Source organism: Dongia mobilis, assembly GCF_004363235.1.
In the GTDB taxonomy this organism is placed as follows: domain Bacteria; phylum Pseudomonadota; class Alphaproteobacteria; order Dongiales; family Dongiaceae; genus Dongia; species Dongia mobilis.
On the sequence record NZ_SNYW01000007.1, the window covers coordinates 298,098 to 321,037 of the forward strand.

General features: G+C 65.5%; 19 protein-coding genes. 12 read left to right on the forward strand and 7 right to left on the reverse strand.

Annotated elements, in window-relative coordinates; genetic code table 11:
• Positions 1–17: 17 nt before the first annotated feature.
• A complete protein-coding gene (locus A8950_RS07185; RefSeq protein WP_133613241.1) occupies positions 18–1,757 on the reverse strand; it encodes a PHA/PHB synthase family protein in 1,740 nt (579 codons plus the stop codon).
• Between the two features lie 417 nt (positions 1,758–2,174).
• On the opposite strand from A8950_RS07185, the gene A8950_RS07190 reads away from it, so the two are divergent.
• The 6 genes from A8950_RS07190 to A8950_RS07215 all read left to right on the forward strand — a co-directional run bounded on the left by A8950_RS07190 (position 2,175) and on the right by A8950_RS07215 (position 10,836).
• Entirely contained in the window at positions 2,175–3,524 is a 1,350-nt protein-coding gene (locus A8950_RS07190; protein ID WP_133612954.1) for an OmpA family protein, read from the forward strand.
• Between the two features lie 85 nt (positions 3,525–3,609).
• Complete coding sequence (locus A8950_RS07195; protein ID WP_133612955.1) at positions 3,610–4,920, forward strand: homoserine dehydrogenase; 1,311 nt, start codon at positions 3,610–3,612, stop codon at positions 4,918–4,920.
• An 18-nt stretch (positions 4,921–4,938) separates the two neighbouring features.
• On the forward strand, positions 4,939–5,898 hold the full coding sequence (glpX, locus tag A8950_RS07200) for a class II fructose-bisphosphatase (RefSeq protein ID WP_133612956.1): 960 nt from the start codon (positions 4,939–4,941) through the stop codon (positions 5,896–5,898).
• Positions 5,899–5,900: 2 nt separating this feature from the next.
• Complete coding sequence (gene recJ, locus A8950_RS07205; protein ID WP_133612957.1) at positions 5,901–7,700, forward strand: single-stranded-DNA-specific exonuclease RecJ; 1,800 nt, start codon at positions 5,901–5,903, stop codon at positions 7,698–7,700.
• Between the two features lie 135 nt (positions 7,701–7,835).
• Complete coding sequence (locus A8950_RS07210) at positions 7,836–9,740, forward strand: hypothetical protein (RefSeq protein WP_133612958.1); 1,905 nt, start codon at positions 7,836–7,838, stop codon at positions 9,738–9,740.
• A 22-nt stretch (positions 9,741–9,762) separates the two neighbouring features.
• Complete coding sequence (locus tag A8950_RS07215) at positions 9,763–10,836, forward strand: hypothetical protein (RefSeq protein WP_133612959.1); 1,074 nt, start codon at positions 9,763–9,765, stop codon at positions 10,834–10,836.
• Here the strand turns inward: A8950_RS07215 and A8950_RS07220 are convergent.
• The 3 genes from A8950_RS07220 to A8950_RS07230 form a co-directional block, all read right to left on the reverse strand.
• Positions 10,805–12,208 carry a glutamine synthetase family protein gene (locus A8950_RS07220; RefSeq protein ID WP_133612960.1) on the reverse strand — a complete coding sequence of 468 codons (1,404 nt, stop codon included), beginning with the start codon at positions 12,206–12,208 and terminating at the stop codon, positions 10,805–10,807. The genes A8950_RS07215 and A8950_RS07220 overlap by 32 nt on opposite strands.
• Positions 12,209–12,343: 135 nt before the next feature.
• A complete protein-coding gene (locus tag A8950_RS07225) occupies positions 12,344–12,919 on the reverse strand; it encodes a DUF2062 domain-containing protein (RefSeq protein WP_166645042.1) in 576 nt (191 codons plus the stop codon).
• A 183-nt stretch (positions 12,920–13,102) separates the two neighbouring features.
• Positions 13,103–13,723, reverse strand: coding sequence for a GNAT family N-acetyltransferase (locus A8950_RS07230; RefSeq protein WP_166645043.1), 621 nt, complete (start codon positions 13,721–13,723; stop codon positions 13,103–13,105).
• A gap of 142 nt (positions 13,724–13,865) precedes the next feature.
• On the opposite strand from A8950_RS07230, the gene A8950_RS07235 reads away from it, so the two are divergent.
• Positions 13,866–14,849 (forward strand): zinc-dependent alcohol dehydrogenase family protein, encoded by a 984-nt coding sequence (locus A8950_RS07235; protein WP_133612963.1) that lies wholly within the window; start codon positions 13,866–13,868, stop codon positions 14,847–14,849.
• A gap of 51 nt (positions 14,850–14,900) precedes the next feature.
• Here A8950_RS07235 and A8950_RS07240 read toward each other — a convergent pair whose 3' ends face one another.
• Positions 14,901–15,839 (reverse strand): homocysteine S-methyltransferase family protein, encoded by a 939-nt coding sequence (locus A8950_RS07240; RefSeq protein ID WP_133612964.1) that lies wholly within the window; start codon positions 15,837–15,839, stop codon positions 14,901–14,903.
• A 271-nt stretch (positions 15,840–16,110) separates the two neighbouring features.
• Here A8950_RS07240 and A8950_RS07245 point away from each other — a divergent pair, with 271 nt between their 5' ends.
• Together A8950_RS07245 and A8950_RS07250 are read left to right on the forward strand one after the other, a co-directional pair.
• Positions 16,111–16,746, forward strand: a complete 636-nt coding sequence (locus A8950_RS07245; protein ID WP_133612965.1) for a TetR/AcrR family transcriptional regulator — start codon at positions 16,111–16,113, stop codon at positions 16,744–16,746.
• A 1-nt stretch (position 16,747) separates the two neighbouring features.
• Entirely contained in the window at positions 16,748–18,361 is a 1,614-nt protein-coding gene (locus A8950_RS07250; RefSeq protein WP_208109778.1) for an MBL fold metallo-hydrolase RNA specificity domain-containing protein, read from the forward strand.
• A gap of 58 nt (positions 18,362–18,419) precedes the next feature.
• On the opposite strand, the gene A8950_RS07255 is transcribed toward A8950_RS07250, so the two are convergent.
• A complete protein-coding gene (locus A8950_RS07255; RefSeq protein WP_133612966.1) occupies positions 18,420–18,920 on the reverse strand; it encodes a hypothetical protein in 501 nt (166 codons plus the stop codon).
• Positions 18,921–19,144: 224 nt separating this feature from the next.
• On the opposite strand from A8950_RS07255, the gene A8950_RS19635 reads away from it, so the two are divergent.
• From A8950_RS19635 to A8950_RS07270, 3 genes are read left to right on the forward strand one after another with little or no spacing between them, the layout of a single operon-like run.
• Positions 19,145–19,750: a hypothetical protein gene (locus A8950_RS19635; protein WP_208109779.1), complete on the forward strand. Its 606-nt coding sequence runs from the start codon at positions 19,145–19,147 to the stop codon at positions 19,748–19,750.
• A gap of 12 nt (positions 19,751–19,762) precedes the next feature.
• Positions 19,763–20,419, forward strand: a complete 657-nt coding sequence (locus tag A8950_RS07265; RefSeq protein ID WP_133612967.1) for a response regulator — start codon at positions 19,763–19,765, stop codon at positions 20,417–20,419.
• Positions 20,416–21,768: an ATP-binding protein gene (locus A8950_RS07270; protein ID WP_133612968.1), complete on the forward strand. Its 1,353-nt coding sequence runs from the start codon at positions 20,416–20,418 to the stop codon at positions 21,766–21,768. The genes A8950_RS07265 and A8950_RS07270 overlap by 4 nt, the downstream gene beginning before the upstream one ends.
• Before the next feature lie 13 nt (positions 21,769–21,781).
• Here the strand turns inward: A8950_RS07270 and A8950_RS07275 are convergent, their stop codons facing one another.
• Positions 21,782–22,933 carry a trans-sulfuration enzyme family protein gene (locus A8950_RS07275; RefSeq protein WP_133612969.1) on the reverse strand — a complete coding sequence of 384 codons (1,152 nt, stop codon included), beginning with the start codon at positions 22,931–22,933 and terminating at the stop codon, positions 21,782–21,784.
• Between the last annotated feature and the right edge of the window lie 7 nt (positions 22,934–22,940).

Below are 22,940 nucleotides of genomic sequence, written 5' to 3' on the forward strand. Positions count from 1 at the left end.
AGGAGGAGCGGCAAATCCTATTGCGCCCGCACCTTCACATAGGCGCCAGGCGCTTCTTCGATCGCCTTCAATTTGCCGTTGCCCGGCTTGCGCGCCGGTACTTCGCCATCGTGGAAGGCACTGATCCATGTTGCCCATTCCGGCCACCACGATCCGGGGCGCTGCTCGGCCGTGGCCAGCCAGTCGTCCGGCGCGGCCGGGTAGCGGCCGTCGCCGATCCAGTGGCAATACTTGTTGGCGGCTGGCGGGTTGACGACGCCGGCGATATGGCCCGAGGCGGCGAGCACGAAGGTAAGCGGTCCGCGATAGGTCTGGGTCGCGGCATAGGCTGCTTTCCATGGGGCGATGTGATCCTCTCGCGTCGCCAGGACGAAGGAGGGTTGCTTTATCCGGGTGAGATCGATGGCGATACCGTCCAGTTCGATCCCGCCCGGTTTGATCAGCAGGTTCTGCTGGTACATGTTGCGCAAATAGAAGCTGTGCATGGCTGCCGGCATGCGCGTCGAATCCGCGTTCCAGTAGAGGAGGTCGAACGGGAACGGCTCCTTGCCCAGCAGATAGTTGTTGATGACGAAGGACCAGATCAGGTCATTCGCGCGCAGCATGTTGAAAGTCGCCGCCATTTCGTGGCCGTGCAGATAGCCGCGCTCGCTCATCTTCTGCTCGATCGCGGTCAGCTGCTCCTCGTCGATGAAGACAGAGAGTTCGCCGGCCTCGGAAAAATCGATCATGGTGGTGAAGAAGGTGGCGCTGGCGACGAGGCTGCTCTTCTTCTTGGCGGCAAGATAGGAGAGCAGGCAGGCCAGCAGCGTCCCGCCCAGGCAATAGCCGATCACGTTGACGCTGTCCTCGCCAAGGCCGGCGCGGATCGCCTCGATCGCCGCCAACGGTCCATCCAGCATGTAGTCGGTGAAGCTTTTCTGCGCCAGACGCTCGTCCGGATTGACCCAGGAGATCATGAAAACGGTATGTCCCTGGTCGACCGCCCATTTGACGAAGGAGTTCTGCGGTTTCAGATCCAGGATGTAGAACTTGTTGATCCAGGGCGGAATGATGAGGAGCGGTCGCTTCGCCACCTTTTCGGTGGTGGGCGCGTACTGGATCAGCTGCATGAGTTCGTTCTGGAAGACGACCTTGCCCGGCTGGATGGCGATGTTGCCGCCGACCTCGAACGCCTCCTCGTCAGTCATCGAGATGCGCAGGCGCCCGCCACCCTTCTCCAAATCCTCCAGCAGGTTCTGCAGGCCCTTGACCAAATTGTCGCCGCCGCTCTCGATGGTGGTGCGCAGCACTTCCGGATTGGTCACCACGAAATTGCTGGGTGCCATCGCGTCGACGAACTGGCGTGTGTAGAAATCGACCTTCTTGGCGGTCTTGTCGTCGAGCCCTTCGACCTCGCGCACCTGGTTCTGCATCCAGCGCGCGGTCAGCAGGTATGACTGCTTGATGTAGTCGAAGACCTGATTCTCCTGCCAGGCCGCGTCCTTGAAGCGGCGGTCATCCTTGGCCGGCTGGATCACGGCGGGCACGTCCTGGCCCATCAGGCGGGCGGCTGTGCTCTGCCACAGGTTCATGTAGTCCTGCCACAGCGAGACCTGTGCTTCGATCAGCTTCTGCGGGTCCGCCATCATGCGCGTGGTCATTTCCATGAAGGCGCGACCAAGGCTGAACGCGTCCGGGCCGAGCTTGAAGTCGTGGGCGTGGCGGGTCAGGAAGTCCTGCAGCAGGCGATGCGACTGTTCGGCGATGCGCGCCATCGCGGCCGCGTTGGCGGCGCTTTCGGGGCTTCCCGGCGCCGTTGCCGGCCCGTCCTCGGCAGCGCTTTGACCGCTTTTGCCGCGATTGTCGGTGGGGTCCTTCTTGGCCATGCGCATTCCCGGTAAAGGACAAATGTTACAAGGGGTTAGATGGTTACCTTTTTTCGCGTCGACGATCCTGCTTGTTTGTTATAGTAGCGCAGTCTAAGAAATCAGAAGTTTTATTTTACCTCAGTAGGATGGCAGCCATCCGCTGAAGACGCGTCCGGGTTCCGGCGGGGAAGCCTGCGGGACGCCGCCGGGGGCGGTCAGGCGATAGCGGCGTCAGGCGCGATCGGTCGGGGAAGGATCGATCGGGACCGGTGCCGGCAATGGCCTGTTCGCGGCGTTTTCGGCGATGGGCAAGGGGAGGATTGCATGATTGATTTTGCGGAATCGGCGCTGTCGCGCGGCTATGCAGCCGGCAAGGTGGCGCGGCGGCTGGCGCTGCGCTCCGGCACTGCCTTGCGCGGCGTTGCGGCGCATCCGGTGAGGCGGGCCATGGCGGTTGCCGCCATCGTCGCCGTTGCGGGTTGCAGCGGCGACGTGCAGCGGCCCTCCGCTCAGGCCTCAGCCCAGGCATCCGGCCAGGCTTCCGGCCAGGCTGCCGCCCAAAGTGCCGAGAAATCCGCCGGCGATGCCGCCGGAACCGCTGCCGGGGCGGCCGCTGCCAGTAGCGGCGCATCGCCCGACATCAATTCGGTGCCGACGACCATCCCGCAGCCCCAGGACGTCAGCATTGATGGTGTGCAGCCCGGCCTGGTGGCCGACCGCGCCAATGCACAATATACCGACGAAACCCTGACGGCGCCGGAGCAGAGCGTGGCGCGGCCCGCCGCACCCGTGGCGCCGACCCAGGGTGCAGCCGCCCAGACGGCACCCGTCCAGGCCGGCGCCGTGCCGGCGCCCCAGGCACCCGCGGTCATCCAGCAACCCCTGCCGGGCGCGGGTGGCCAGATCCAGGCGCCGCAGATGGCGGCCAGTGGCCTGCCTGCGGGTGGCCAGACCTTCCAGGGCTATGCCGGCACGCCGCAGCCCGGATCCAAACCCTTCGGTGGCGGCGCAGCCTATGCGCCCGGCACGCAGGCCGCCTATAGCAGCGTGCCGACGGCGGGCGGTCAGGTGATGGTGGACTATTCCTCGGTCGCCTCCGGCGGCACCTATGGCTATGCCAGCTATGGCGGCTATCTGCGCCAGAACCCGGCCCAGGCCTATTACCGCTCGCCCTATGGTGCAGCGCCTGCCGGCTATGGCTTGCAGCCGGCGGTTCCCGGTGTGACACCCGGTGTCGTGCCGGGCGCCTATGGCTACCAGCCGATGGGTTTCCAGCCTTATGCCCCGCCGGTCGCGGTACCGCCGCTGCCGCCGGCCGGCCAGCCGGTCGGCATCGTCTATTTCAACAACGGCTCGGCCCGCTTGTCACGCGACGACAACCGGGTGATCCAGCAGGTGGCCGAGATGCAGCGCTATTACGGTGGCGTGATCCGCATCGTCGGCCATGCCAGCCAGCGTACCGGCAACATGGATTATTTCCGCCAGGGCGAGGTGAACTACAAGGTCTCGGCTGATCGCGCCAATTCGGTCGCGCGCGCCTTTACCAAGGCGGGCGTGCCCGGTCATCTGGTGCAGGTGGCCGCAGCCGGCGCCGTCAACCCGGTTTCGCTCGAAACCATGCCGGCCGGCGAGGCCAACAACCGGCGCGTCGAGATTTTCCTGTCCGCCTATTGAGTTCTGAAATCATGCATTGCGTAATGAGTCCGGCGCGCCCCTGCTGGCAGCGCCCCCGCCGGCAGCACCCCTGGGGAGCGGCGTGATGGCCGCCGATCGAAAATCGGCGCCGCTTCGGATCGGCCTTGCCGGCATCGGTACGGTCGGTGCCGGCGTCATCGAGGTCCTGCGCGAGAACGCGGACATCATCTCCAAGCATTGCCCGCGGCCCATCCTGGTCACCGCCGTCTCGGCGCGCGACCGCGGCCGGGATCGGGGCATCGATCTCTCCGGCATTGCCTGGGTGGATGACGCGGCCGCGCTCGCCGCGCGCGACGACGTCGATGTCGTGGTCGAAGTGATCGGCGGGTCCGAGGGCAAGGCGAAAGAGGTCGTCGAAAAGGCGATCGCCGCCGGCAAGCATGTGGTGACCGCCAACAAGGCGCTGCTCGCCCATCACGGCACGGCGCTGGCGCTGGCTGCCGAGGAGGCCGAGGTTGCGCTGGCCTATGAGGCGGCGGTGGCGGGTGGCATCCCGGTCATCAAGGCGATGCGCGAGGGCCTCGCCGCCAATCGCATCACCCGCGTCTACGGCATCCTCAACGGCACCTGCAACTACATTCTGACGCAGATGCGCGAGACAGGCCGCGAATTCGCCGACGTGCTGGAAGAGGCGCAGAAGCTCGGCTATGCCGAAGCCGATCCCAGCTTCGACGTTGACGGTATCGACGCCGCGCACAAACTCTCGATCCTCACCTCGGTCGCCTTCGGCTGTGCCGTCGATTTCGCCGGCGTGCGCATTTCCGGCATCCGCAACGTGTCCGCCATGGACATCGCCTATGCCGAGGAACTGGGTTTTCGCATCAAGCTCCTCGGCCTTGCCCGCCAGACGCCGGGCGGCATCGAGCAGCGGGTCCACGCCTGCATGGTGCCCGCCGCCAGTACCATCGCCAAGGTGGACGGGGTCTACAATGCGGTCGTGACCAGTGGCAATTTCGTCGGCGAGAATATCGCCATCGGCCGCGGCGCCGGCCGCGGGCCGACCGCTTCGGCTGTCGTTGCCGACCTCATGGATATCGCCCGCGACCGCATCCTGCCGGCCTTCTCGGCCCCGGCGGCAACGCTTGCCCGCGCCGTCCAGGCACCGGTCGGCCAGCGCGTCGGCTCGTATTATCTCCGCCTGATGGTGGTCGACAAGCCGGGTGTCATTGCCGAGATCGCGGGTGTCATGCGCGACGAGAACGTGTCGCTCGAATCCATGATCCAGCGCGGCCGCTCACCCGACGAGCCGGTGCCGCTGGTTTTCACCACCCATGAGACGACCGAGGCCGCGATCGCCCGCGTGGCGGCGCGCCTCGACGAGATCAAATCCGTGCTCGAGCCGGCGCATCTGCTGCCGATCGAGACGCTGGAATGAATTGAAGGAGTAAGCGGGATGGATCGCAATCTGGCGCTGGAAGCGGTGCGCGTGACCGAGGCGGCGGCGCTCGCCGCCTCGCGCCTGATGGGCCGCGGCGACGAGAAGGCGGCCGACCAGGCGGCGGTGGACGCCATGAGAAAGGCGCTCAACGACCTGCCCATCGACGGCACTGTGGTGATCGGAGAGGGCGAGCGCGACGAGGCGCCGATGCTCTATATCGGGGAGAAGGTCGGCGCCGGCGGACCCAAGATCGACATCGCCCTCGATCCCCTGGAAGGCACCACCATCACGGCCAAGGGCGGCACCAACGCGCTGGCCGTCATCGCCATGGCCGAGGCCGGCGGCTTCCTGAACGCGCCCGACACCTATATGGAAAAGATCAGCGTCGGCCCGGGCCTGCCCGATGGCGTGGTCGATCTCGACGCGACGCCGGCCGAAAACCTGAAGAACCTCGCCAGGGCCAAGGGCATGGAGATCAGCGACGTGGTCGCCTGCATCCTTGACCGTCCGCGCCATGCCGATCTCATAGCCCAGGTGCGCGCCACGGGTGCCCGCATCATGCTGATCTCGGATGGCGACGTCGCCGGCGTCATCGCGACGGCGAAACCCGGCACCGGTGTCGACATCTATATGGGCCAGGGCGGGGCGCCGGAAGGTGTCCTCGCCGCCGCGGCACTGCGCTGCATCGGCGGCCAGATGCAGGGCCGCCTCGTCTTTCGGAACGAGGACGAGAAGGCCCGCGCCGCGCGCTGGGGGGTGAAGGACCTGCACCGCAAATACAGCCTCACCGACCTTGCCAATGGCGACGTCATGTTCGCGGCCACCGGTGTCACCGACGGCCCGATGCTGAAGGGCGTGCGGCGCGGCAGTACCTGGGCCACCACGCAATCCATGGTGATGCGCTCGAAGACCGGCACCGTCCGCCTCGTCGAGGCGCAGCACAACTGGACCATCAAGAAGCCGCAAGGCATCTGACGATGCAGGATGGCGACGCCTTCCACGGCGACGCCTTCCTCGGTGTCGCGAAATCGGCGACCGGCCGGCTATGGCGCCGGCGTCCCTGTGACGAGCGCCTCGGCATCGCCATCTCGCAGCGCCTCGGCCTCTCCGATCTCATGGGCCAACTCCTCGCCGCGCGCGGCCAGAATCTGGAAACGGCGGAAAGCTACCTCGCGCCGCGCCTCCGCGACCTGATGCCGGACCCGGCGCGCTTCCGCGACATGGAGGCAGCCGCCGCCCGCCTGGCCGATGCCGTGGCGGCGGGCGAGCAGGTGGCAATCTTCGGCGATTACGATGTCGACGGCGCCACCTCGACCGCCGTGCTGACGCGGTTCCTGCGCGCCGTCGGCGCACCGCCACCCATCCTCTACGTGCCCGACCGGCTGAAGGAGGGATACGGCCCGAACGCGGCCGCGATGGCGGCCCTCAAGGCGCAGGGTGCGCGCCTCGTCATCACGGTGGATTGCGGCATCACCGCCTTCCAGCCGCTGGCGGCGGCACACGATCTCGGCCTCGAGGTGATCGTGGTCGACCATCACGTGGCCGAGCCGCGCCTGCCCGTTGCCCATGCCGTGGTCAATCCCAACCGCCTGGACGAGGAGGCGGGTTTCGGCCAGCTGGCGGCAGTGGGGGTGGCCTATCTCGTCGCGGTGGCGGTCAACCGGACCTTACGCCAGCGTGGCCATTACTCGGGCCAGCGGCCGGAACCCGATCTGCTGCAATGGCTCGACATCGTGGCGCTGGGCACGGTTGCCGATGTGGTGCCGCTCACCGGCATCAACCGCGCATTGGTGGCGCAAGGGCTGAAAGTCATGGCGGGCCGGCGCAATCCGGGTCTCGCCGCTTTGGCCGATGTCGCCCGCATCAACGAGCGCCCTTCCGCCTATCACGCCGGCTTCCTGCTCGGTCCCCGGGTCAATGCCGGCGGGCGGGTGGGGCGATCCGATCTCGGTGCCCGCCTGCTCACCACCGACGATCCGGCCGAGGCCCGGGCGCTCGCCGCCGAACTCGACGCCTTGAACGCCGAGCGCCGCGAGATCGAGGCAGCCGTGCTCGATGCCGCCATCGCCCAGGCGGAAGCCCATGCGGCGGATTCCCCCTATCTCATCTTCGCCGCCGCCCGAGACTGGCATCCCGGCGTCATCGGTATCGTGGCCGGCCGCCTCAAGGAACGCTATCAGCGACCCGCCTGCGTCGTCGCCATCGAGAACGGGGTGGGCAAGGGCTCCGGCCGTTCGGTTGCCGGGCTCCATCTCGGCAATGCCATCATCGCCGCGCGCGAGGCCGGCATCCTGGAAAAGGGCGGCGGCCATGCCATGGCGGCCGGCTTCGAGATCCCGGAGCCGCGCCTGCCCGATCTCATGGCCTTCCTCGCCGCCCGCTTCGGCGACCACATGAACGGCGCCCATCTTCAGCCCGTGCTCGATCTCGATGCCGCCTTGCAGCCGGGTGCCGCCAGTAACGATTTCGTCGGCGCCCTCGAGCGCATGGGACCGTTCGGCGCCGGCAATGCGGAACCCCGCTTCGCGCTTCCCAATGTGCGCCTCGCCTTCGCCGACATCGTCGGCGGTGCCCATCTGCGTCTGCAGGTCGAAGGGGCAGACGGCCAGCGCCTCAAGGCCATCGCCTTCCGCGCCGCCGAGAACGAGCTCGGCGCCCTGCTCACCACCGCAAGGGGGTCACGCCTCCACCTCGCCGGCCATCTCCGCCGCGACACCTGGCAGGGAAGGGACAGCGTTCAGCTCATCGTCGAGGATGCGGCGCTGGCGGGGAAGTAGCGTAGGTTCGTAAAAAGCGTACTTCCGCAGGGTAAGTTTGAGAAATATGACTAATTTCAAAGAAACAAAAAGAACAAATTGACAACAAGCCTTCTTCATATTATGCTAAAAGCATAATATCACAAGTGACTCTCAATGTCCGACACACGTCACCCCACAGGCTCCGCACCCATTCCGGCCCAGCCACGCCGTACAGCGAACCCAGGCACTCGATGGGGACAATGGGGGAACGATGGCTTCCAATTCAACTCGGAAGAAGATGAAGCGCTTTGGCGGCGTTCTGCCTACCGACAATCCGTCAACGCACAGGGATGGCAGAACCAACACCCGGTCGATGACCAGACGGAGGCGGCGTTCGAGGTCATGCCCGAGCTGGTCGAAGGAAAGTATTTTCGGGGCCCCGACGGTCGCCATCGCCCGATTGGGCCGGAACAGCGCGAAGCGCCTGAAGTCGCACGGATTCGCCGGCGCGCCTTTGCGGAACTCGCCAATTCCGGAGTCACCTGGGCCGAACTCGGCACTTATGATCAGGAAGCGCCGCATCCAGGTGAAGATGAAGCAATCGCTCTGGCGACACACGGGTCGGAAAGCAAGGCAGTCTTCGCCACCAAGGCGCGCGACATGGGGGCCTTGCCGGAACCGAAACGTGAGCTGCTTGGCGGCTTCGGGCAACTCAACCTCGATCCAGCCGAGGTTTCTAAGGCCTGGAGCCTCCCGTCGGACAAGGCTTCGCAATCCTCCCCGGTGCTCGTGGCGAACAGCGGCAAGTTGACCCCCGGTAGCTTGCCGAAGGGATTCTTGCCTGAGCCGAAATTTCTCCCGCCAGCCAAGCCGGCGCCTGATTTCAAGGGACGCCGCATGTTCGTCGAGGAATTGATCGGTGTGCCGGCCAATGACAATCGTCGTCGGGCAGCCAATGAAAACCAGCACTCCGGCCAAGGCAGATCCTCAACCATGGCTCCGACAGAGGCAGCCGCTCTCTCTCCCGCGCCTCAAATCGAGGCGACCGGAACTCGCGGTGCTCGATCCGGGGGTGTGGCAGAGCCAGAACTTGAGTTCAACATCGCCAACCGGCTTTTCAACTGGCGCCGCAATGGTGGCGAGGCTCCCGCGCCGGCCGAGTTTGCCGTCCATGCCGCCAGCGACGAAGGTCGCTTCTCTTATATGGAGGATATGAAGGACGAGTGGTCGCGATTGCTTCCGACCGACCCGGAAGCGGTCTTTCGCAGCATGACCGCCGAAGTGGAAAAGCTCTCGGTGGTGGCGCAAAGAGACTTCCTCACCAGCTACCATCGACCGCCCAGTGCCGTTGAAATTGCGCAGATTGACGACGCCGCTGCACAGGTCGTCTTCGCCCCGGCACAGCGTTGGTCAGAAGGCCAGGAAAGCCCCGGAGGGGAGCCTGAAGCAAAGCTATACTTTGGAATCATTCAGCCATTTACCTTGCCTGGATCCGATGTTGCCGACGTTTTTTCCCAAGCTGCTCGGGCAATAGCGCAAGATCTTCCGGAGAAATCCGGAGGTCGCCCCGGCAGCAGTGAAAACAGGAAACTTATCGCTGAGACAATGAAAAAATTGTCCGAGGCGATCAAGGCATGTGGCGGCAGTATTACGGGAGAAATCTATTACGGTACAAAGGAAAGATTTATACACAGTGACCGAGGTACGGTTGCCGGAGGAAGTTATGCGGATGGGTTTCTACCCTTCACTGTCAACGGTCGCCCGTTGGGTGTCTTCGTCAATCAAAGTTCCACATATGCAGATGGTTTCACGCTGAAGCCGAACGAAGTGAAACAAATCTGGAAACTGATTCCAAACATCGCGCGCGCCATGAGAGAAGGTAACCTCGCAATCGAAGCCGCGGGTGTTGGATATTTCCCAAAACGAAGGCCAAAGCAGTCTATGGAGGAGTACCTCCGAAATATTGATAAGTTCGTCGCCAGTATGATCAATTGTAAACGGCCCTTTCTGATTAAAGTGCGAATTGAAAACCATATGAGAAGAGCATCAAAGGGCGCTGCAAACGACGACAAGAAGTAAACGTATAAAATGGAAATGTGATATGAACCGCCGCCGCCAACATATCGGAGAAGCCCTTCGCCTGTTGGACAAGGGCTTGCAGCATCTGGATGAAGTCCAGATGCTGTTGAGGGATGAACCCAGGGCGCGAGTGCGCCGGTTGCGAAGTGGCGCTTTCATCAACCTTGATGACGTCGCTGCATATTCCGATCTGTTATGGCGGGAGTTTCCAGACCTTGTTTACTTCTTTGCCAACTACAAAAGCGGAACACCGACACCGGACAAGTTTGCCACCAATGTACCGGTTCGGCTCTTTTCGTCATTGAAAGAAGCCGTCAAGGCGGCGTTGGTTGTCGAGGTGGAACGACCTGCCTATAACGGACCCAACTTCAATCGCCCGGATATTTTCGTGCGCTGGCCCTGGCCGGAGGAATTGGCTTCTGGCGATCCGGAGCGCTTGATCGCCGGCAGGGAGTTTCCGGATGATGCGTTCGACCTGGCTTTGCAGTACCGGGACGTAGGGCGCTGGTTCTCCTTTCACTTTAGGTCGCGTGGTTACTCCGATCCGCGCGCATCCAAGGGTAACCCGCGCCTGGATCTGGATAGCCGCAGCAGAATGGCGCCGGACTCCTACCCTGATTTCGAGGTGCTTGATACAGTGGAAAGCGAGTTCTTCGCACTCTACGACCACAATGATGCCGAGACTATGGCATTCGCCAAGCGGGCGCACGCCCTTTGGCGCCGCATAAGCACCAAGAACGTAGCGCTCTATGACCCGGTGACGCGTGGCATCGCCGAACTGGACCCGGATGACTGGACTCGATCTCTGCCGATGGAGCCGGGCCCACTCTCCCGCGCCCTTGGGTTCAGGCCGCGATTCACGCGAGACATGCCAGTCCCCAACCCAGAAAAGTGGACCCATCGCCGTTCGATCGGAAAACAAGCCCTGGCCGGCGCGCTGGAAACGCCGCCGCGCTATGCCGCCTTTGCCTTCACGCCGGCCGATGGCAAGTCGCAAGGGCCGGCGCTCATGATCGGGCCGCGGCCGAAGGCGCGCCGTGGCAAGAGCGGCTCGAATACCCCCCTCACAAATACCACTCGTATTCCCGCCGGCTGATCGTGTCCTGGAACTTCTCCATCTCGACGCGCCTGGCATCGACATAGAGATCGAGGCATTCCTTCTCGATATAGCGGGGCAGGATTTTGGCCTCGGCGAGGCGCTCCAGAGCGGGGGCGAATTTGAACGGGATCTTCGGGTCGGCGGGCCGGGCGAAATCGCCGGTCTTGGCTTCCTTGCCGGGATCGAGGCGTTTCTCCAGGCCATGGGCGATGCCGGCCAATATCGCCGCCATGACGAGATAGGGATTGGCGTCGGCGCCGGCGACGCGGTGCTCGATGCGCCGGGCCTTGGGCCCGCCCGCCGGAATGCGGAAGGCGACGGTGCGGTTGTTGCGGCCCCATTCGGTGCTCATCGGCACGTTGGCCCCGGGCACATAGCGGCGGCTGGCATTGGGATTGGCGCCGAAGATCGCCATCGATTCCGCCATGGTGGCCTGCAGCCCGCCGATGGCGTGGCGCAGCAGGGCCTCGCCCTTTTCGCCGGTCTCGCCGAAGAGGTTCTTGCCCGCCTTGTCAATGAGGCTCACATGCACATGCATGCCGCTGCCGGCCGCGTTGAGGAAGGGTTTCGACATGAAGCTCGCCTGATAGCCCATCTGCCGCGCGCTCCCTTTGATGCAGCGCTTCAGCAGCACGGCGTTGTCGCAGGCGGCGACTGCATCGGCCTCGTGCTTCAGGTTGATCTCGAACTGGCCCGGCGAATATTCGGTGATCGCCGCCGAGGCCGGGATGTTCTGTGCCGTGGCATAGGCCGCCGTCTGGCGGATGAAGCCCGCATAGGCGTCGAGATCATCCATGGAATAGGGCTGCTTCGAGGTCTCGGTGAGGCCGGTCAGCGGATTCCGGGGCGGCAGTGGCACGCCGTCTTCCCCGCGCTTCGTGTCGAGCAGATAGAACTCGAGCTCCACCGCCACCACCGGCGTGACGCCGAGGGATTGCAGTTTCGCCAGCGTGCCGGCCAGAGCCGCGCGCGGGCAGAATTTCGAGGGCTTGCCGGCATTGGGCTCGCCATCAAGGAACGGGTCGTGCATCTGCAGGAGCACCTGCGCCGTCGGCTGGTCGGCCCAGGGAACCGGGGCGAGGCGGCCCGGGATGGGCTGCGCCGTGCCATCGGGATCGCCCAGGCGCTCGGAGCGGCCGCCAGGGTCGAGATCGTCGCCGGTGGGGTCGAGGAAGAGCAGGCAGCGCGGCATCTCGACGCCGCTCTCCCAGATCTTTTTCGCCTCGGCCACCGGAAAGCGCTTGCCGCGCAGGAAGCCATTCAAATCATGGACGAAGACATCCACTTCCTGGGTCTTGGGGTGGCGCTTCAGGAAGGCGTCGAATTCGGCTGCGCCCCTGGTGGTCTTGGCGGCCTTGCTGATGGCCATGATGATCTTCCCCCGCTCGGTTCGGGCCAATGGTGTCGGGGGCTGAAGCTATGCCAGCGCAATTGGTTAAATCAAGGCGGGTACAGCCCGGCACGGCGACTAGGCCAGCGTACCGACCGGATCCGGTCGGCGGGTTCAGCCTTGGTGCCGGCTGTGGCGGCGAGCCATGCGCTCGGCCCGGGCATGGCGATGGGCGCGGACGAATTTCAGGCTATAGCGATAGCCGAGCCAGCCGCTGACAATGGCCCAGGGAATGGAACCCAGCCACATGGCCACCCCCCAATCGAGCAGCAGTACCCGGCCCATGATGACCACCTGCTGCCAGAGGGTGAGGTCGGGGCTGAATGCCTCGCCCCAGGTAGCGGCAAACCTCTCGTAACCTGACAGGTCGCCCCAATGGCCCAGCATGACCTGGCCGGTGAGATAAAAGAGGTAATAGGTCGGCACCAGGGTGAAGGCATTGGTGACCCAGGTCCAGGCGAGGCCGAGCAGCAGACTGAAATCCCAATTGAACAGGCGGCGGCCGATAATCCAGGTGACGAAGACCAGGGGCATCTGGATGCCGACACTGGGAGTCATCGCCCAGACGAGGCCGACCATGGTGCCGCGCGCGGCATGTTCCGGGCTGTGGCGCGAGCGCAGCATGGGAATGGCGAGGCGAAAGCGCAGAAGGCGCGACAGGCGCTGCCAGAATCCGGTCCGACGCAACAACTTGTTGGATTCCTGCCCCGGCACCGCCATTCCTGTCCTGCTTTCCCCGTCTGCCTCGCCCCGGTTTCTCCCGGGGCGGGGCAGAATGTGGCGACTCGGTCCGGCCGGCGCAAGTAGACAAAGGCAGGTAGCAGAAAATCCGCGGCAGCGGGCGGCCGCGGGAACCCGGACCGCCGGCCTTGCTCACAACCACTTGTGCAGCAGCAGCCAGTCGGTGCCCGGTCCGTCCCACCCGGTCTTCACCATGGGGGCGGCGGCTTTCATGACAAAACCGTGGCGGTGGTAAAGCGCCCGGGCGGCGGCATTCGCGTCCGAGACGATGAGGCTGATTTCCTCCTTGCCGGCCGCCTTGGCGCGCATCTCGGCCGCGGCCAGCAGGTCGTGGCCGATACCGCGGCGGCGGCAATCCGCCTGCACCGCCAGGATGTTCACATACCAGCTGCCGCAGACGAGGTTTTCGAGTTCGTTGAGCGGGACTACCAGGGATGGGGTGTCGGGCGTGATCGGGTCCGGCGCCAGCCCCAGCGGATAATCGATGATGGCGCCGGCGACGCGGCCGTCCAGTTCCGCAATTTCGGTGCGGGTGAAGGAATAGGCGCCGCCAGTGCGGCGGATTCGCGCGCTGCCGATCACCATGGCGTCGCCGCCGGTACCTGCGAGGCTTTGCCACAGCGCCATCGGCAGCCCGTCACCCGCGAGATTGGTGAGGTGGGCGATCGCTTCCGCGTCTTCCGGCCGCGCCGGCCGCAGTTGGATCGCCCCTGTGGCAGAATTCGGCCGGGTTCGGCTGGTCATCATCAGCATGTCTCTCTTCTCCTCTTGCATGCCGGTTCGGTCGTCGGCCGGCTGCGGTTCATTTTGTGCGCGCAATCGCCGCGCTGCTGTGAAGCAGGTCACGGCTGCTATACTGGTGGCCGCAACCGACAATCCTGGAGCGGTCACGGCTATGCGCGCCATGCGCCTGCATCGTTGCGGCGAGCGACTGAGTGCCGACACCATCAACCTGGGCGCCCCCGGCCCGGGGCAGGTCCGTATTGCCATCGATGCCTGCGGCGTCTGCCGCACGGATCTCCACGTCGTCGACGGCGATCTGCCATCGCCACGCCTGCCGCTCGTTCCCGGACACGAGGTTGTCGGGCGCGTTGCGGAACTGGGGCCGGGCGTTACCACGCTGGCGCCGGGCGACCGGGTCGGCGTGCCCTGGCTCGGCTGGACCTGCGGCGCTTGCGACTATTGTCGCGGCGGTCGGGAGAACCTGTGCCGCGCCGCGCGCTTCACCGGCTACACCATCGACGGCGGCTACGCCGAGGAGATGCTGGCCGATGCGCGCTATTGCTTTCCCCTCGATCCGTCGCTCGATGCCGCGCATGCCGCGCCCCTGCTCTGCGCCGGGCTTATCGGCTATCGCGCGCTGCGCCTCGCCGGGCCGGGCCATCGCGTCGGCCTTTATGGTTTCGGCGCCGCCGCCCATATCCTCGCCCAGGTTCTGCGCTGGCAGGGGCGCGAGGTTTTCGCCTTCACCCGGCCGGAGGATCAGGCGGCGCGCGATCTGGCCCGGCGCCTCGGTGCCGTCTGGACGGGTGCCGCGATCGAATCGCCGCCCGTGGCGCTCGATTGCGCGATCCTGTTCGCGCCGGTTGGCGATCACGTGCCGCTGGCGCTGGCCGCAACCCGGCCGGGCGGCATGGTCGTCTGTGCCGGCATTCATATGAGCGATATCCCGCAGTTTCCCTATCGCCTGCTGTGGGAGGAGCGCCAGATCCGCTCGGTCGCCAATCTGACGCGGCAGGATGCACTGGAATTCCTGGCCCTGGTGCCACAGGCCGGGATCGAAACCAGCATCGAGCGCCATCCTCTCGGCGATGCCGGCCTGGCGCTCGATCGCCTGCGATCGGGGGCGGTCACGGGTGCTGCCGTGCTGCTGCCCTGAGCCGCCGCCGCATCCAACCTTTGGGGTTGAATGCGGCGGCCGGCGGGGCGTTCAAGCCGCGCAGGCGTGCCCGATATGCGCGACATGGCGGTGATCGGTGCCGCAGCACCCGCCCAGTACATTGGCATTGGGCAGCAGCAGGCGCAGCGCGCGGTATTGCTCCGCCAGTTCCACCGGATTGCCGGGATCGAGCTCGGTCGCGGCGTCAAGCTCGGCATGGCTCTTGGCCGAGGCATTGGCCCGCACGCCGCCGATACGCCCGATCCAGTCCGCCTTGACCAGTTCCTTCTCGAAATGGGTGGGGTGGGCACAGTTGATCATGTAATAGGCCGGATAGGCCCCAGTCGCCTTGTCCGTGGCGGTGATCGCCTCGCCGAGGCTGACGCCGCTCGGCAGCCGGCCATCGGTCTCCACCGTGAACGAGATCACGACCGGCATGCCGACTGCCTTGGCGGCGTGGGAGATGCCGATCGCTTCGGGCACATTGGTCATGGTGATGGCGGCGATCATGTCAGCCGGGCTGTCGGCAAAGGCCTCGGCCTGGAGGTTGTGATAGGCGGCGGCCTGTGCCGCCGACATCGCTTCGCCGGCGACATAGCCGTCACCGCGCGGGCCGATCACGCCGCAGAGCACGATCGGCTTGCCGGCATTGGCGAGATTGTCGCGCAGATCCGCGGCAAAGGCGACCGCATCGCGGTTGATGCGGGCAAGCGCGGTCGGGTCATAGCCCAGCTTGGCGCCCCAATCGGCATTGGCGCGCCAGGTCACCGTGTCGAGGATGAAGCCCGTACCGTTCTCGGCAGCGATCTTCAGATAGCGCGCGAAATAGCCGCGCAGGGCGGCACGGCCCTTTTCCGTGTCAAGGAGAGGAAACGAGGCGAAGCAGGGCAGGTCGATGCCTTCGTGGAAGACCAGCGTGGTCTCGAGCCCGCCATCGGCGAGATAGATGCCGCCCTTGGTCTGCGGCAGGAGGCTGCGGTATTGGCTCATGATCAGATTCACTTCCCAAAATCGTTAACGAAGGGCGCCGGTGTCGGCGCCGGTGGCGTTGGTCTATCGGAGCCGGGCAGGATGCTTCTAGTGAACGCGTGGTGCGGTCGGCGCCGATGCGGGAAAGGTGCGGCTGGGCTGCCATTTCCGCTGTGAAGCGCTTCACAGGCGGTTGCGCCATGCCCTGCGATGATGGCAAAACCGTACCTCAGGTACAGTACCTGCGGTGCAGCGGACGAGGTGGAAACGGGAGAAGGCGGGAGGTCATGCCATGGGCAAGGGAGTAGCCACGCGCGAGCGGCTGATGGACATTGCCGAGGCCGCCATCCTGCAGAAGGGCTTTGCCGGCACCTCGATCGAGGAACTGATCGCCGAGGCGGGAATCACCAAAAGCGGGTTTTTCTATCATTTCCGTGACAAGAACCAACTGGCCCAGCGCCTGCTGGAGCGGCACCTGCAGCGCGACGAGACAATCCTGGACGACGTTTTCGGCCGCGCGCGCGAACTCACCGATGATCCGCTGCATACCCTCCTGGTGGGGCTGAAATTACTGGCCGAGTTGATGGCCGACCTGAAGGAGGGGCATCCCGGTTGCCTCGTCGCCACCTATTGCTACAACGAACGCCTGTTCGACCAGGACCTGCGCGATCTCAACCGCCAGGCGGTGCTGGCCTGGCGCATCCGCTTCCGCGCCATGATCGATGCCATCAACCTGCGCTACCTGCCGCGCGAGGAAATTGATCCCGATCACCTCGCCGACATGATCTCGACCATGGTCGAGGGTGGCATCGTCATGTCGAAGGTGCTGCGCGCGCCGCTGGTTCTGCCGCAGCAGATATTGCTGCTGAGGAGTTACATACGCCTGCTATATTGCCCCAACGAGGACAATAACGCCGAGCGGGTATGACGTGACCACCACATTGCAGTTCCATGGTGCCGCCGGCACCGTCACCGGTTCGATGTTCGTGCTGGCGACGCCCAAGGCCAGGATCCTGGTCGAATGCGGCATGTTCCAGGGGCCGAAGACGATCAAGGAGCTCAACTACCAGCCTTTCCCGTTCGATGCGCGCAAGCTCGACGCGGTTCTGCTGACCCACGCCCATATCGACCATTCCGGCCTGCTGCCCAAGCTGGTCCGGGCCGGCTATCGCGGCACGATCCATGCGACCATCGGCACCGGCGAGCTGCTCGACTGGATGCTGCCCGATTCCGCGCAGATCCAGGAGAGCGAGGTGGACCAGCTCAATCGCCGCCGCCGCCGCTTCGGCGAGGACGAGGTGGAGGCGATCTATACCGAGATCGACGCCGCGCGCACGCTGAAGCAGGTCAAGGGGATTCCCTATGATCAGTGGCGCCAGGTGGCGCCGGGGATGCGGGCGCGCTGGTGGAATGCCGGGCATATCCTGGGATCGGCCTCGATCGAGCTGGAGGTCGAGACGGGCAACCCGGCGCAGCCGCAGCTCAGGATCCTGTTTTCCGGCGATATCGGTCCGGCCAATCCGGCGCTGCAGGAAATCGCCCGCGCGCCAAGTGGCGTCGATTACCTGGTGATGGAATCGACCTATGGCGACCGCGAGCGCGACAATCTGGATGATGCGGGACGCCAGCAGGTTCTGCTCGCCGAAATGCGCACTGCCATCGCCGCCGGTGGCAACATCATCATCCCGGCCTTCGCGGTCGAGCGGTCGCAGGAGCTGCTCTCCGATCTCATCTCGCTGATGGCGACCGGCAGGCTGCCGCCACTGCCGACCTACCTAGATTCGCCCCTGGCCACGCGCGCCACCGAGGTTTTCGAACGCCATGCCCATCTCCTCGACGTGAAGCCGGTCGGAGATAGCCCGTTCCGCGCGCCGAACATCCATTTCACCGCCTCGGCGGAACAGTCGCAGCAGCTCAATCGCATCAATGGCGGCATCATCATCATCTCCGCCTCCGGCATGTGCGAGGCGGGGCGCATCCGCCATCATCTGCGCCACAACATCTGGCGTCCGGATGCGACCGTTATGCTGACCGGCTTCCAGGCGCGCGGCACGCTGGGACGGCTGCTGGAGGATGGCGCGGATCGGGTCCGCATCATGGGCGAGGAACTGGTGGTTAAGGCGCGGATCCGCCGCCTCGACATCTATTCCGGCCATGCCGACCGCTCGGACCTGCTGGCCTGGGCGCGCAAGCGCCTGCCGGTGCATCGCGGCATCTTCCTGACCCATGGCGAGCCTGAGGCCCTGGCCGGCCTCGCTGCCGGCCTCGGCGACATGGAAGGTGTCGAGCCGGAACGCATCTTCGTGCCTTCGCTTGACCAGCTGTTCCAGCTCGACCGGGCGGATGGACCACTGCTTCTGGACGAGTCGGTGCCGGCCCGCCTCGTCAACAGCGGCGCCGAGGCGCTCAAGAAGGGCTGGGACTGGCACAACGAGATGTCGGCGCTCAATCTCGATCTGCACCGCCGCCTGCAGCAATTGCCGGGTGACAAGGAAAGGCTGAAACTGATCCGCGAACTGGCGCGGGTGGTCGCGGAAAAATAACGCGACCTTGCCGGAAGAGGCGAGGCGGGCCCGGATCCGATGCCGGGCCCGCCGGATATCAGTTGTCGCCGCTGCCTTGGTCGGGTGTGCCGTCGTCGTCGCCCTGTTGCGGCGGGATTACCGGGGGGACGCTGCCGGGCACGTCGCCGCTGCCCTGGTCTGGCGTGCCGTCGTCGCCGGACTCTCCGGATCCACCTGCCTCGCCGCTTTCGCCCGACTCACCGCTGTCGTCGCTACCGCTATCGTCACTGCCGCTTTCACCACCCTCGCCGCCGCTGTCGTCGCTGCCGCTTTCGCCGCCTTCGCCGCCGCTGTCACTGTTGCCGCCACCTTCACCGCCTTCGCCACCACCATCGCCACCATCGCCACCATCGCCACCGCCGCCACCTTCGCCGCCCTCGCCACCATCGGCATGGGCAATGGCCGGTTCCAGCTTGCCCATGAACAACTGAGCCGCATCGATCGGCAGTGCCGCCAGAGCGCCAGCCAGCGAAAGCCCCGCGGCGCTGCCCAGCAATACGTGACGGGCCGACCGGCTCGTTTTCGTGGTCTTGGTCATTCTCTTGTCTCCTTGCGTCTTGCGTTTCCGAAACCCTGTGGCCGGCGGGGACCGGTTGCCGGCGCCTGGAAAAATAACCGCGACAAGATGAATCTTCGCTTATCCGGCCTTTCAGCTTGTCTTAAGCTTGCCTCCCGTCTGCTAGGGCCATGCCGAACGTGCCGCTACGCTTTTTCGTCAGTCCCGGATTTATGCCAGCGCGGCCGCGCCTTGCGCTGGCTGTCATGGCCTGTGCCCTGGGGTTTGCCCAGAATGCGCGCGCTGCGGACTGCGCCGGCAGCGGGCAGCCGGGGGCTGCTGCAGGCACAGCGGCACTCTACGGCACCCTCGCCAGTTCGATCGCAGCCGAGCCCCTTGCTGTTGCTATCGCGCAGCGCGCCTCGGGTGGAACCTGCGCCTGGGTGTATGAAGTGCGCGTCCTGACCAGCCGTGGCAATGTCGCTGTGCTCGACTTCGACATTCACGATCTGGACCTGACACGGGTCGAGGGACCGGCGACAGATCCTGACATTGCCGCCTTGTTCGAACGACTCGAGCGCGGCGGCGGATCGAGGGAGCCGGGCGAAGCAACTGCCGGCGGCGAAGGTTCCGCCGCCGGCAGCGACGGTGGCGATGGCGACGGTGGCGGTGGCGAAGGTGGTGACAGCGGCGGTGGCAACAGTGGCAGTGACGGTGGCGGCGGCGAAGGTGGCAACAGTGGCAGTGACGGTGGCGGCGGCGATAGCGGCGGCGGAGAGGGTGGCGACGGCGGTGGAGATGGCGGCGGAGGCGAAGGTGGTGACGGTGGCGGAGGCGGTGGGGAAGGTGGCGAGGGCGGCAACGATGATTGACCTTGGCCGGCCATGCGGTTGCTAGTGGTCGAGGATGACGGCGATCTGCGGCGCCAGCTGGCTGTGGCGCTGGCCGCATCCGGCTATGCTGTCGACCAGGCTGCCGATGGCGAGGATGGGTACCATCTGGGCGCCACCGAGAGCTATGACGCAATCGTGCTGGATCTCGGCCTGCCGCAACTCGACGGCCTGTCGGTGCTGGAACGGTGGCGCAAGGAGGGCGTGGCAACACCCGTTCTCATCCTGACGGCGCGCGATGCCTGGACCGAGAAGGTGAGGGGCCTGCGGAGCGGCGCCGATGATTACGTCGCCAAGCCCTTCCAGATGGAGGAGGTGGCGGCCAGGCTCGAGGCGCTAATACGGCGTGCCAAGGGTGTGGCGAGCGCCGTGGTCACGGTTGGCCCGCTGACCCTCGATATGGCCCAGGGCATGGTCTACAAGGACGGCCGGCCGGTCCCTATGACGCCACTGGAATACCGGTTGGCGGCCTACATGATCATGAAGCGTGGCGCCATCGTGTCGAAGACCGAAATCACCGAGCACATCTACGACCAGAGCTTCGATCGCGACAGCAATGTCGTCGAGGTGCTGATCAATCGCCTGCGCAAGAAGCTGGGTACCGAGGTGATCAGTACGCGCCGCGGCCAGGGTTATGTGCTGACCCTATGACCGTACCCGGCCCCATCACCGTGCCGCGCTCGCTCAAGTTGCGCCTGGTGGCGGCGGCGGCATTGTGGGCGATGCCGGTGCTGGTGTTGTCCGGTGTCCTTCTGCACTGGGCCTTTCTCGCGCATCTCGAGCGGCAGCTGGATGCGGCACTGATCGCCTTCCAGCGCGAATTGTTGTCCGCGGTAGAGATCGGCGCCAACGGCGAACTGACCCTGCGCTATCAGCCGGCTGATCCAAGATTTGCTCGGCCTCTCAGCGGCTGGTACTGGCAGATCGCACGGGATGGGACCATCGTCGCACAATCCCCGTCTGCCGGTCCGCTCGGCCCCGGCGCCCTGCCATTGCTCAGCAGCACATCAGGCATCATCGAGATTCCGGGTCCTGCGGAACGCGAGCTGCGCATCCTCTCGAGTCCCGTGACGCTGCCGGAAGCGGTCTCGCCCGTAACCATTCTGGTGGCGGCCCCCTGCGACGAGATCGACCGGGACCTCAACCAGTTCGCCATCCATATCCTGGCAACCTTCGTCGTCCTTGGTGCCGTTTTTCTTGTTGCGATCTACCTGCAGGTTGGCTTTGGCCTGCGGCCGCTCTCGGAAATGCGCCGGCAGATCGCCTCGATCCGGAGTGGTCGCGTGCGCCAGTTGACCGGGGCCTTTCCCGAAGAGATCGCACCGATGGCCGAGGAGGTGAATGCGCTCATCGAGCACAATCGCGACCTGTTGCAGCGGGCGCGCAACGAGGCCGGCAATCTCGCCCATGCGCTGAAGAACCCCCTGTCGGTCATTTCACACGAAATCGCGCAATTGCCCGAGGCGCAACGCCGCCTGCTCAGCCGGCAGGTCGAAACCGTTACCGGACGGGTGGAACGCATTCTGAAGCGGATCCGCGCGGTCGGCCCCACCGGGTCGGGACCGATGCACGCGATCCTCAAGGCGACCTGCGACGATCTGGTGTTTTCGCTCGGCGTCATTTACCGCGCACGCAATTTGGCACTATCGGCGGAAGTTGCACCTGATCTGACCTTCGCCGGCGATGCCGACGACCTTGCCGAGATGATCGGCAATCTGGCCGACAATGCCTGCAAATGGGCAAAGGCGACGGTTGCCATCTCCGCAAGCCGGGTCGGTGACCGCCTGCACATCGTGGTCGAGGATGACGGCCCTGGTATCGCCCGTGCCGCACGTGACGCAGCGCTCGCGCGCGGCCGCCGCCTCGACGAAAGCATGCCCGGCTCCGGCATCGGGCTGGACATCGTGCGCGAAATCGCCGCGCTATATCGCGGCAGCCTGCAGCTTGACATCAGCGCGCTGGGCGGGCTGCGCGCCGCGCTTGACCTGCCGGCAGCGTAAGACGCGCCGGCCGCTAGATGCCGCGCAGGGCCCGGTCGAGGTCTACGTAAAGGTCGTCGGCATGTTCCAGCCCGACCGACAGGCGCAGCAGGTCGCCGGGCACGGGACTATCCTTCCCCTCGATGCTGGCTCGGTGCTCGATCAGGCTTTCGGTGCCACCCAGCGAGGTGGCGCGCTGCCAGAGCGAGACGCTGGCGGCGACAGCCAGCGCCGCGTCGCGCCCGCCGCGGACGCGGATCGACAGCATGCCGCCGAAGCCGCCTGCCATCTGCCGGCCGGCGACGGCATGGCCGGGGAAATCCGGCAGGCCCGGATAAAGGACCGATGCGACGGCGGGATGCGCGGCCAGGCGCTGCGCGAGGTCAAGCGCCGTGGCGGCCTGCTGGCGGACGCGGGGAAAGAGCGTCCGCATACCACGCAGCAGCAGCCAGGCCTCGAGCGAACCAATGATGCCGCCCAGGCTGGCGCGCACCAGGCGCAGGCGCGACCATTCGGAATCCACCGCGCGCGTCACCAGCGCGCCGGCGCAGAGATCGGAATGGCCGTTGAGGTATTTGGTCGCCGAATGCATGACGAGATCGGCGCCGAGTGCAAGCGGCCGGGTGAAAACCGGCGTTGCCACGGTGGAATCGACCGCCAGCCTGGCGCCGGCCTCGTGCGCAAGTGCCGCCACGGCGGCGATGTCGGTCACCGACCACAGCGGGTTGCCCGGCGTCTCGATCCAGACAAGGCGCGTTCTTCCCGGCTTGAGCCCGTCTCGTACCGCGGCGAGATCGGTCATGTCGACGAGGTCGACCTCGAGGCCCCATTCGCGGGCGTAGCCGGTGAGCCAGTTGCGCAGCGACCAGTACATGAGAGTCGGTGCCAGTACGTGGTCGCCGGGTTTGAGGCTCATGAAGACGGCGCTGGCCGCCGCCATGCCGGAGGCGAACAGCATCGCCGCTTCGCCGCCTTCAAGTTCGGCGAGCAAGGCCTCGGCCTGGTCGAAGGCCGGGTTCTCGTCACGGATATACGTCCGCTCCGGCGCGTAATCCGGGCTGCGGCGAAAGGTGCTGGACATGTGGATCGGGGGCGAGATGGCGCCGGTTCCGGCATCGATCCGGCCGAGGGCCTGTGCCGCCAGGGATTCCGACCGCCAGTCGATCCCTATCCTTTTGTCGCTCATCGCCTGC

Bases quoted from the DNA above. Each gene is read 5' to 3' on its own strand.
- A8950_RS07265 (WP_133612967.1), top strand. From the start codon at position 19,763: ATGCGGTTGCTAGTGGTCGAGGATGACGGCGATCTGCGGCGCCAGCTG.
- A8950_RS07230 (WP_166645043.1), bottom strand. From the start codon at position 13,723: ATGCTGATGATGACCAGCCGAACCCGGCCGAATTCTGCCACAGGGGCG.
- A8950_RS07185 (WP_133613241.1), bottom strand. From the start codon at position 1,757: ATGGCGCGCATCGCCGAACAGTCGCATCGCCTGCTGCAGGACTTCCTG.
- A8950_RS07255 (WP_133612966.1), bottom strand. From the start codon at position 18,920: ATGACCAAGACCACGAAAACGAGCCGGTCGGCCCGTCACGTATTGCTG.
- A8950_RS07190 (WP_133612954.1), top strand. From the start codon at position 2,175: ATGATTGATTTTGCGGAATCGGCGCTGTCGCGCGGCTATGCAGCCGGC.
- A8950_RS07270 (WP_133612968.1), top strand. From the start codon at position 20,416: ATGACCGTACCCGGCCCCATCACCGTGCCGCGCTCGCTCAAGTTGCGC.
- A8950_RS07215 (WP_133612959.1), top strand. From the start codon at position 9,763: ATGAACCGCCGCCGCCAACATATCGGAGAAGCCCTTCGCCTGTTGGAC.
- recJ (WP_133612957.1), top strand. From the start codon at position 5,901: ATGCAGGATGGCGACGCCTTCCACGGCGACGCCTTCCTCGGTGTCGCG.
- A8950_RS07195 (WP_133612955.1), top strand. From the start codon at position 3,610: ATGGCCGCCGATCGAAAATCGGCGCCGCTTCGGATCGGCCTTGCCGGC.
- A8950_RS07235 (WP_133612963.1), top strand. From the start codon at position 13,866: ATGCGCGCCATGCGCCTGCATCGTTGCGGCGAGCGACTGAGTGCCGAC.
- A8950_RS07220 (WP_133612960.1), bottom strand. From the start codon at position 12,208: ATGGCCATCAGCAAGGCCGCCAAGACCACCAGGGGCGCAGCCGAATTC.
- glpX (WP_133612956.1), top strand. From the start codon at position 4,939: ATGGATCGCAATCTGGCGCTGGAAGCGGTGCGCGTGACCGAGGCGGCG.
- A8950_RS19635 (WP_208109779.1), top strand. From the start codon at position 19,145: ATGGCCTGTGCCCTGGGGTTTGCCCAGAATGCGCGCGCTGCGGACTGC.
- A8950_RS07240 (WP_133612964.1), bottom strand. From the start codon at position 15,839: ATGAGCCAATACCGCAGCCTCCTGCCGCAGACCAAGGGCGGCATCTAT.
- A8950_RS07245 (WP_133612965.1), top strand. From the start codon at position 16,111: ATGGGCAAGGGAGTAGCCACGCGCGAGCGGCTGATGGACATTGCCGAG.
- A8950_RS07210 (WP_133612958.1), top strand. From the start codon at position 7,836: ATGTCCGACACACGTCACCCCACAGGCTCCGCACCCATTCCGGCCCAG.
- A8950_RS07275 (WP_133612969.1), bottom strand. From the start codon at position 22,933: ATGAGCGACAAAAGGATAGGGATCGACTGGCGGTCGGAATCCCTGGCG.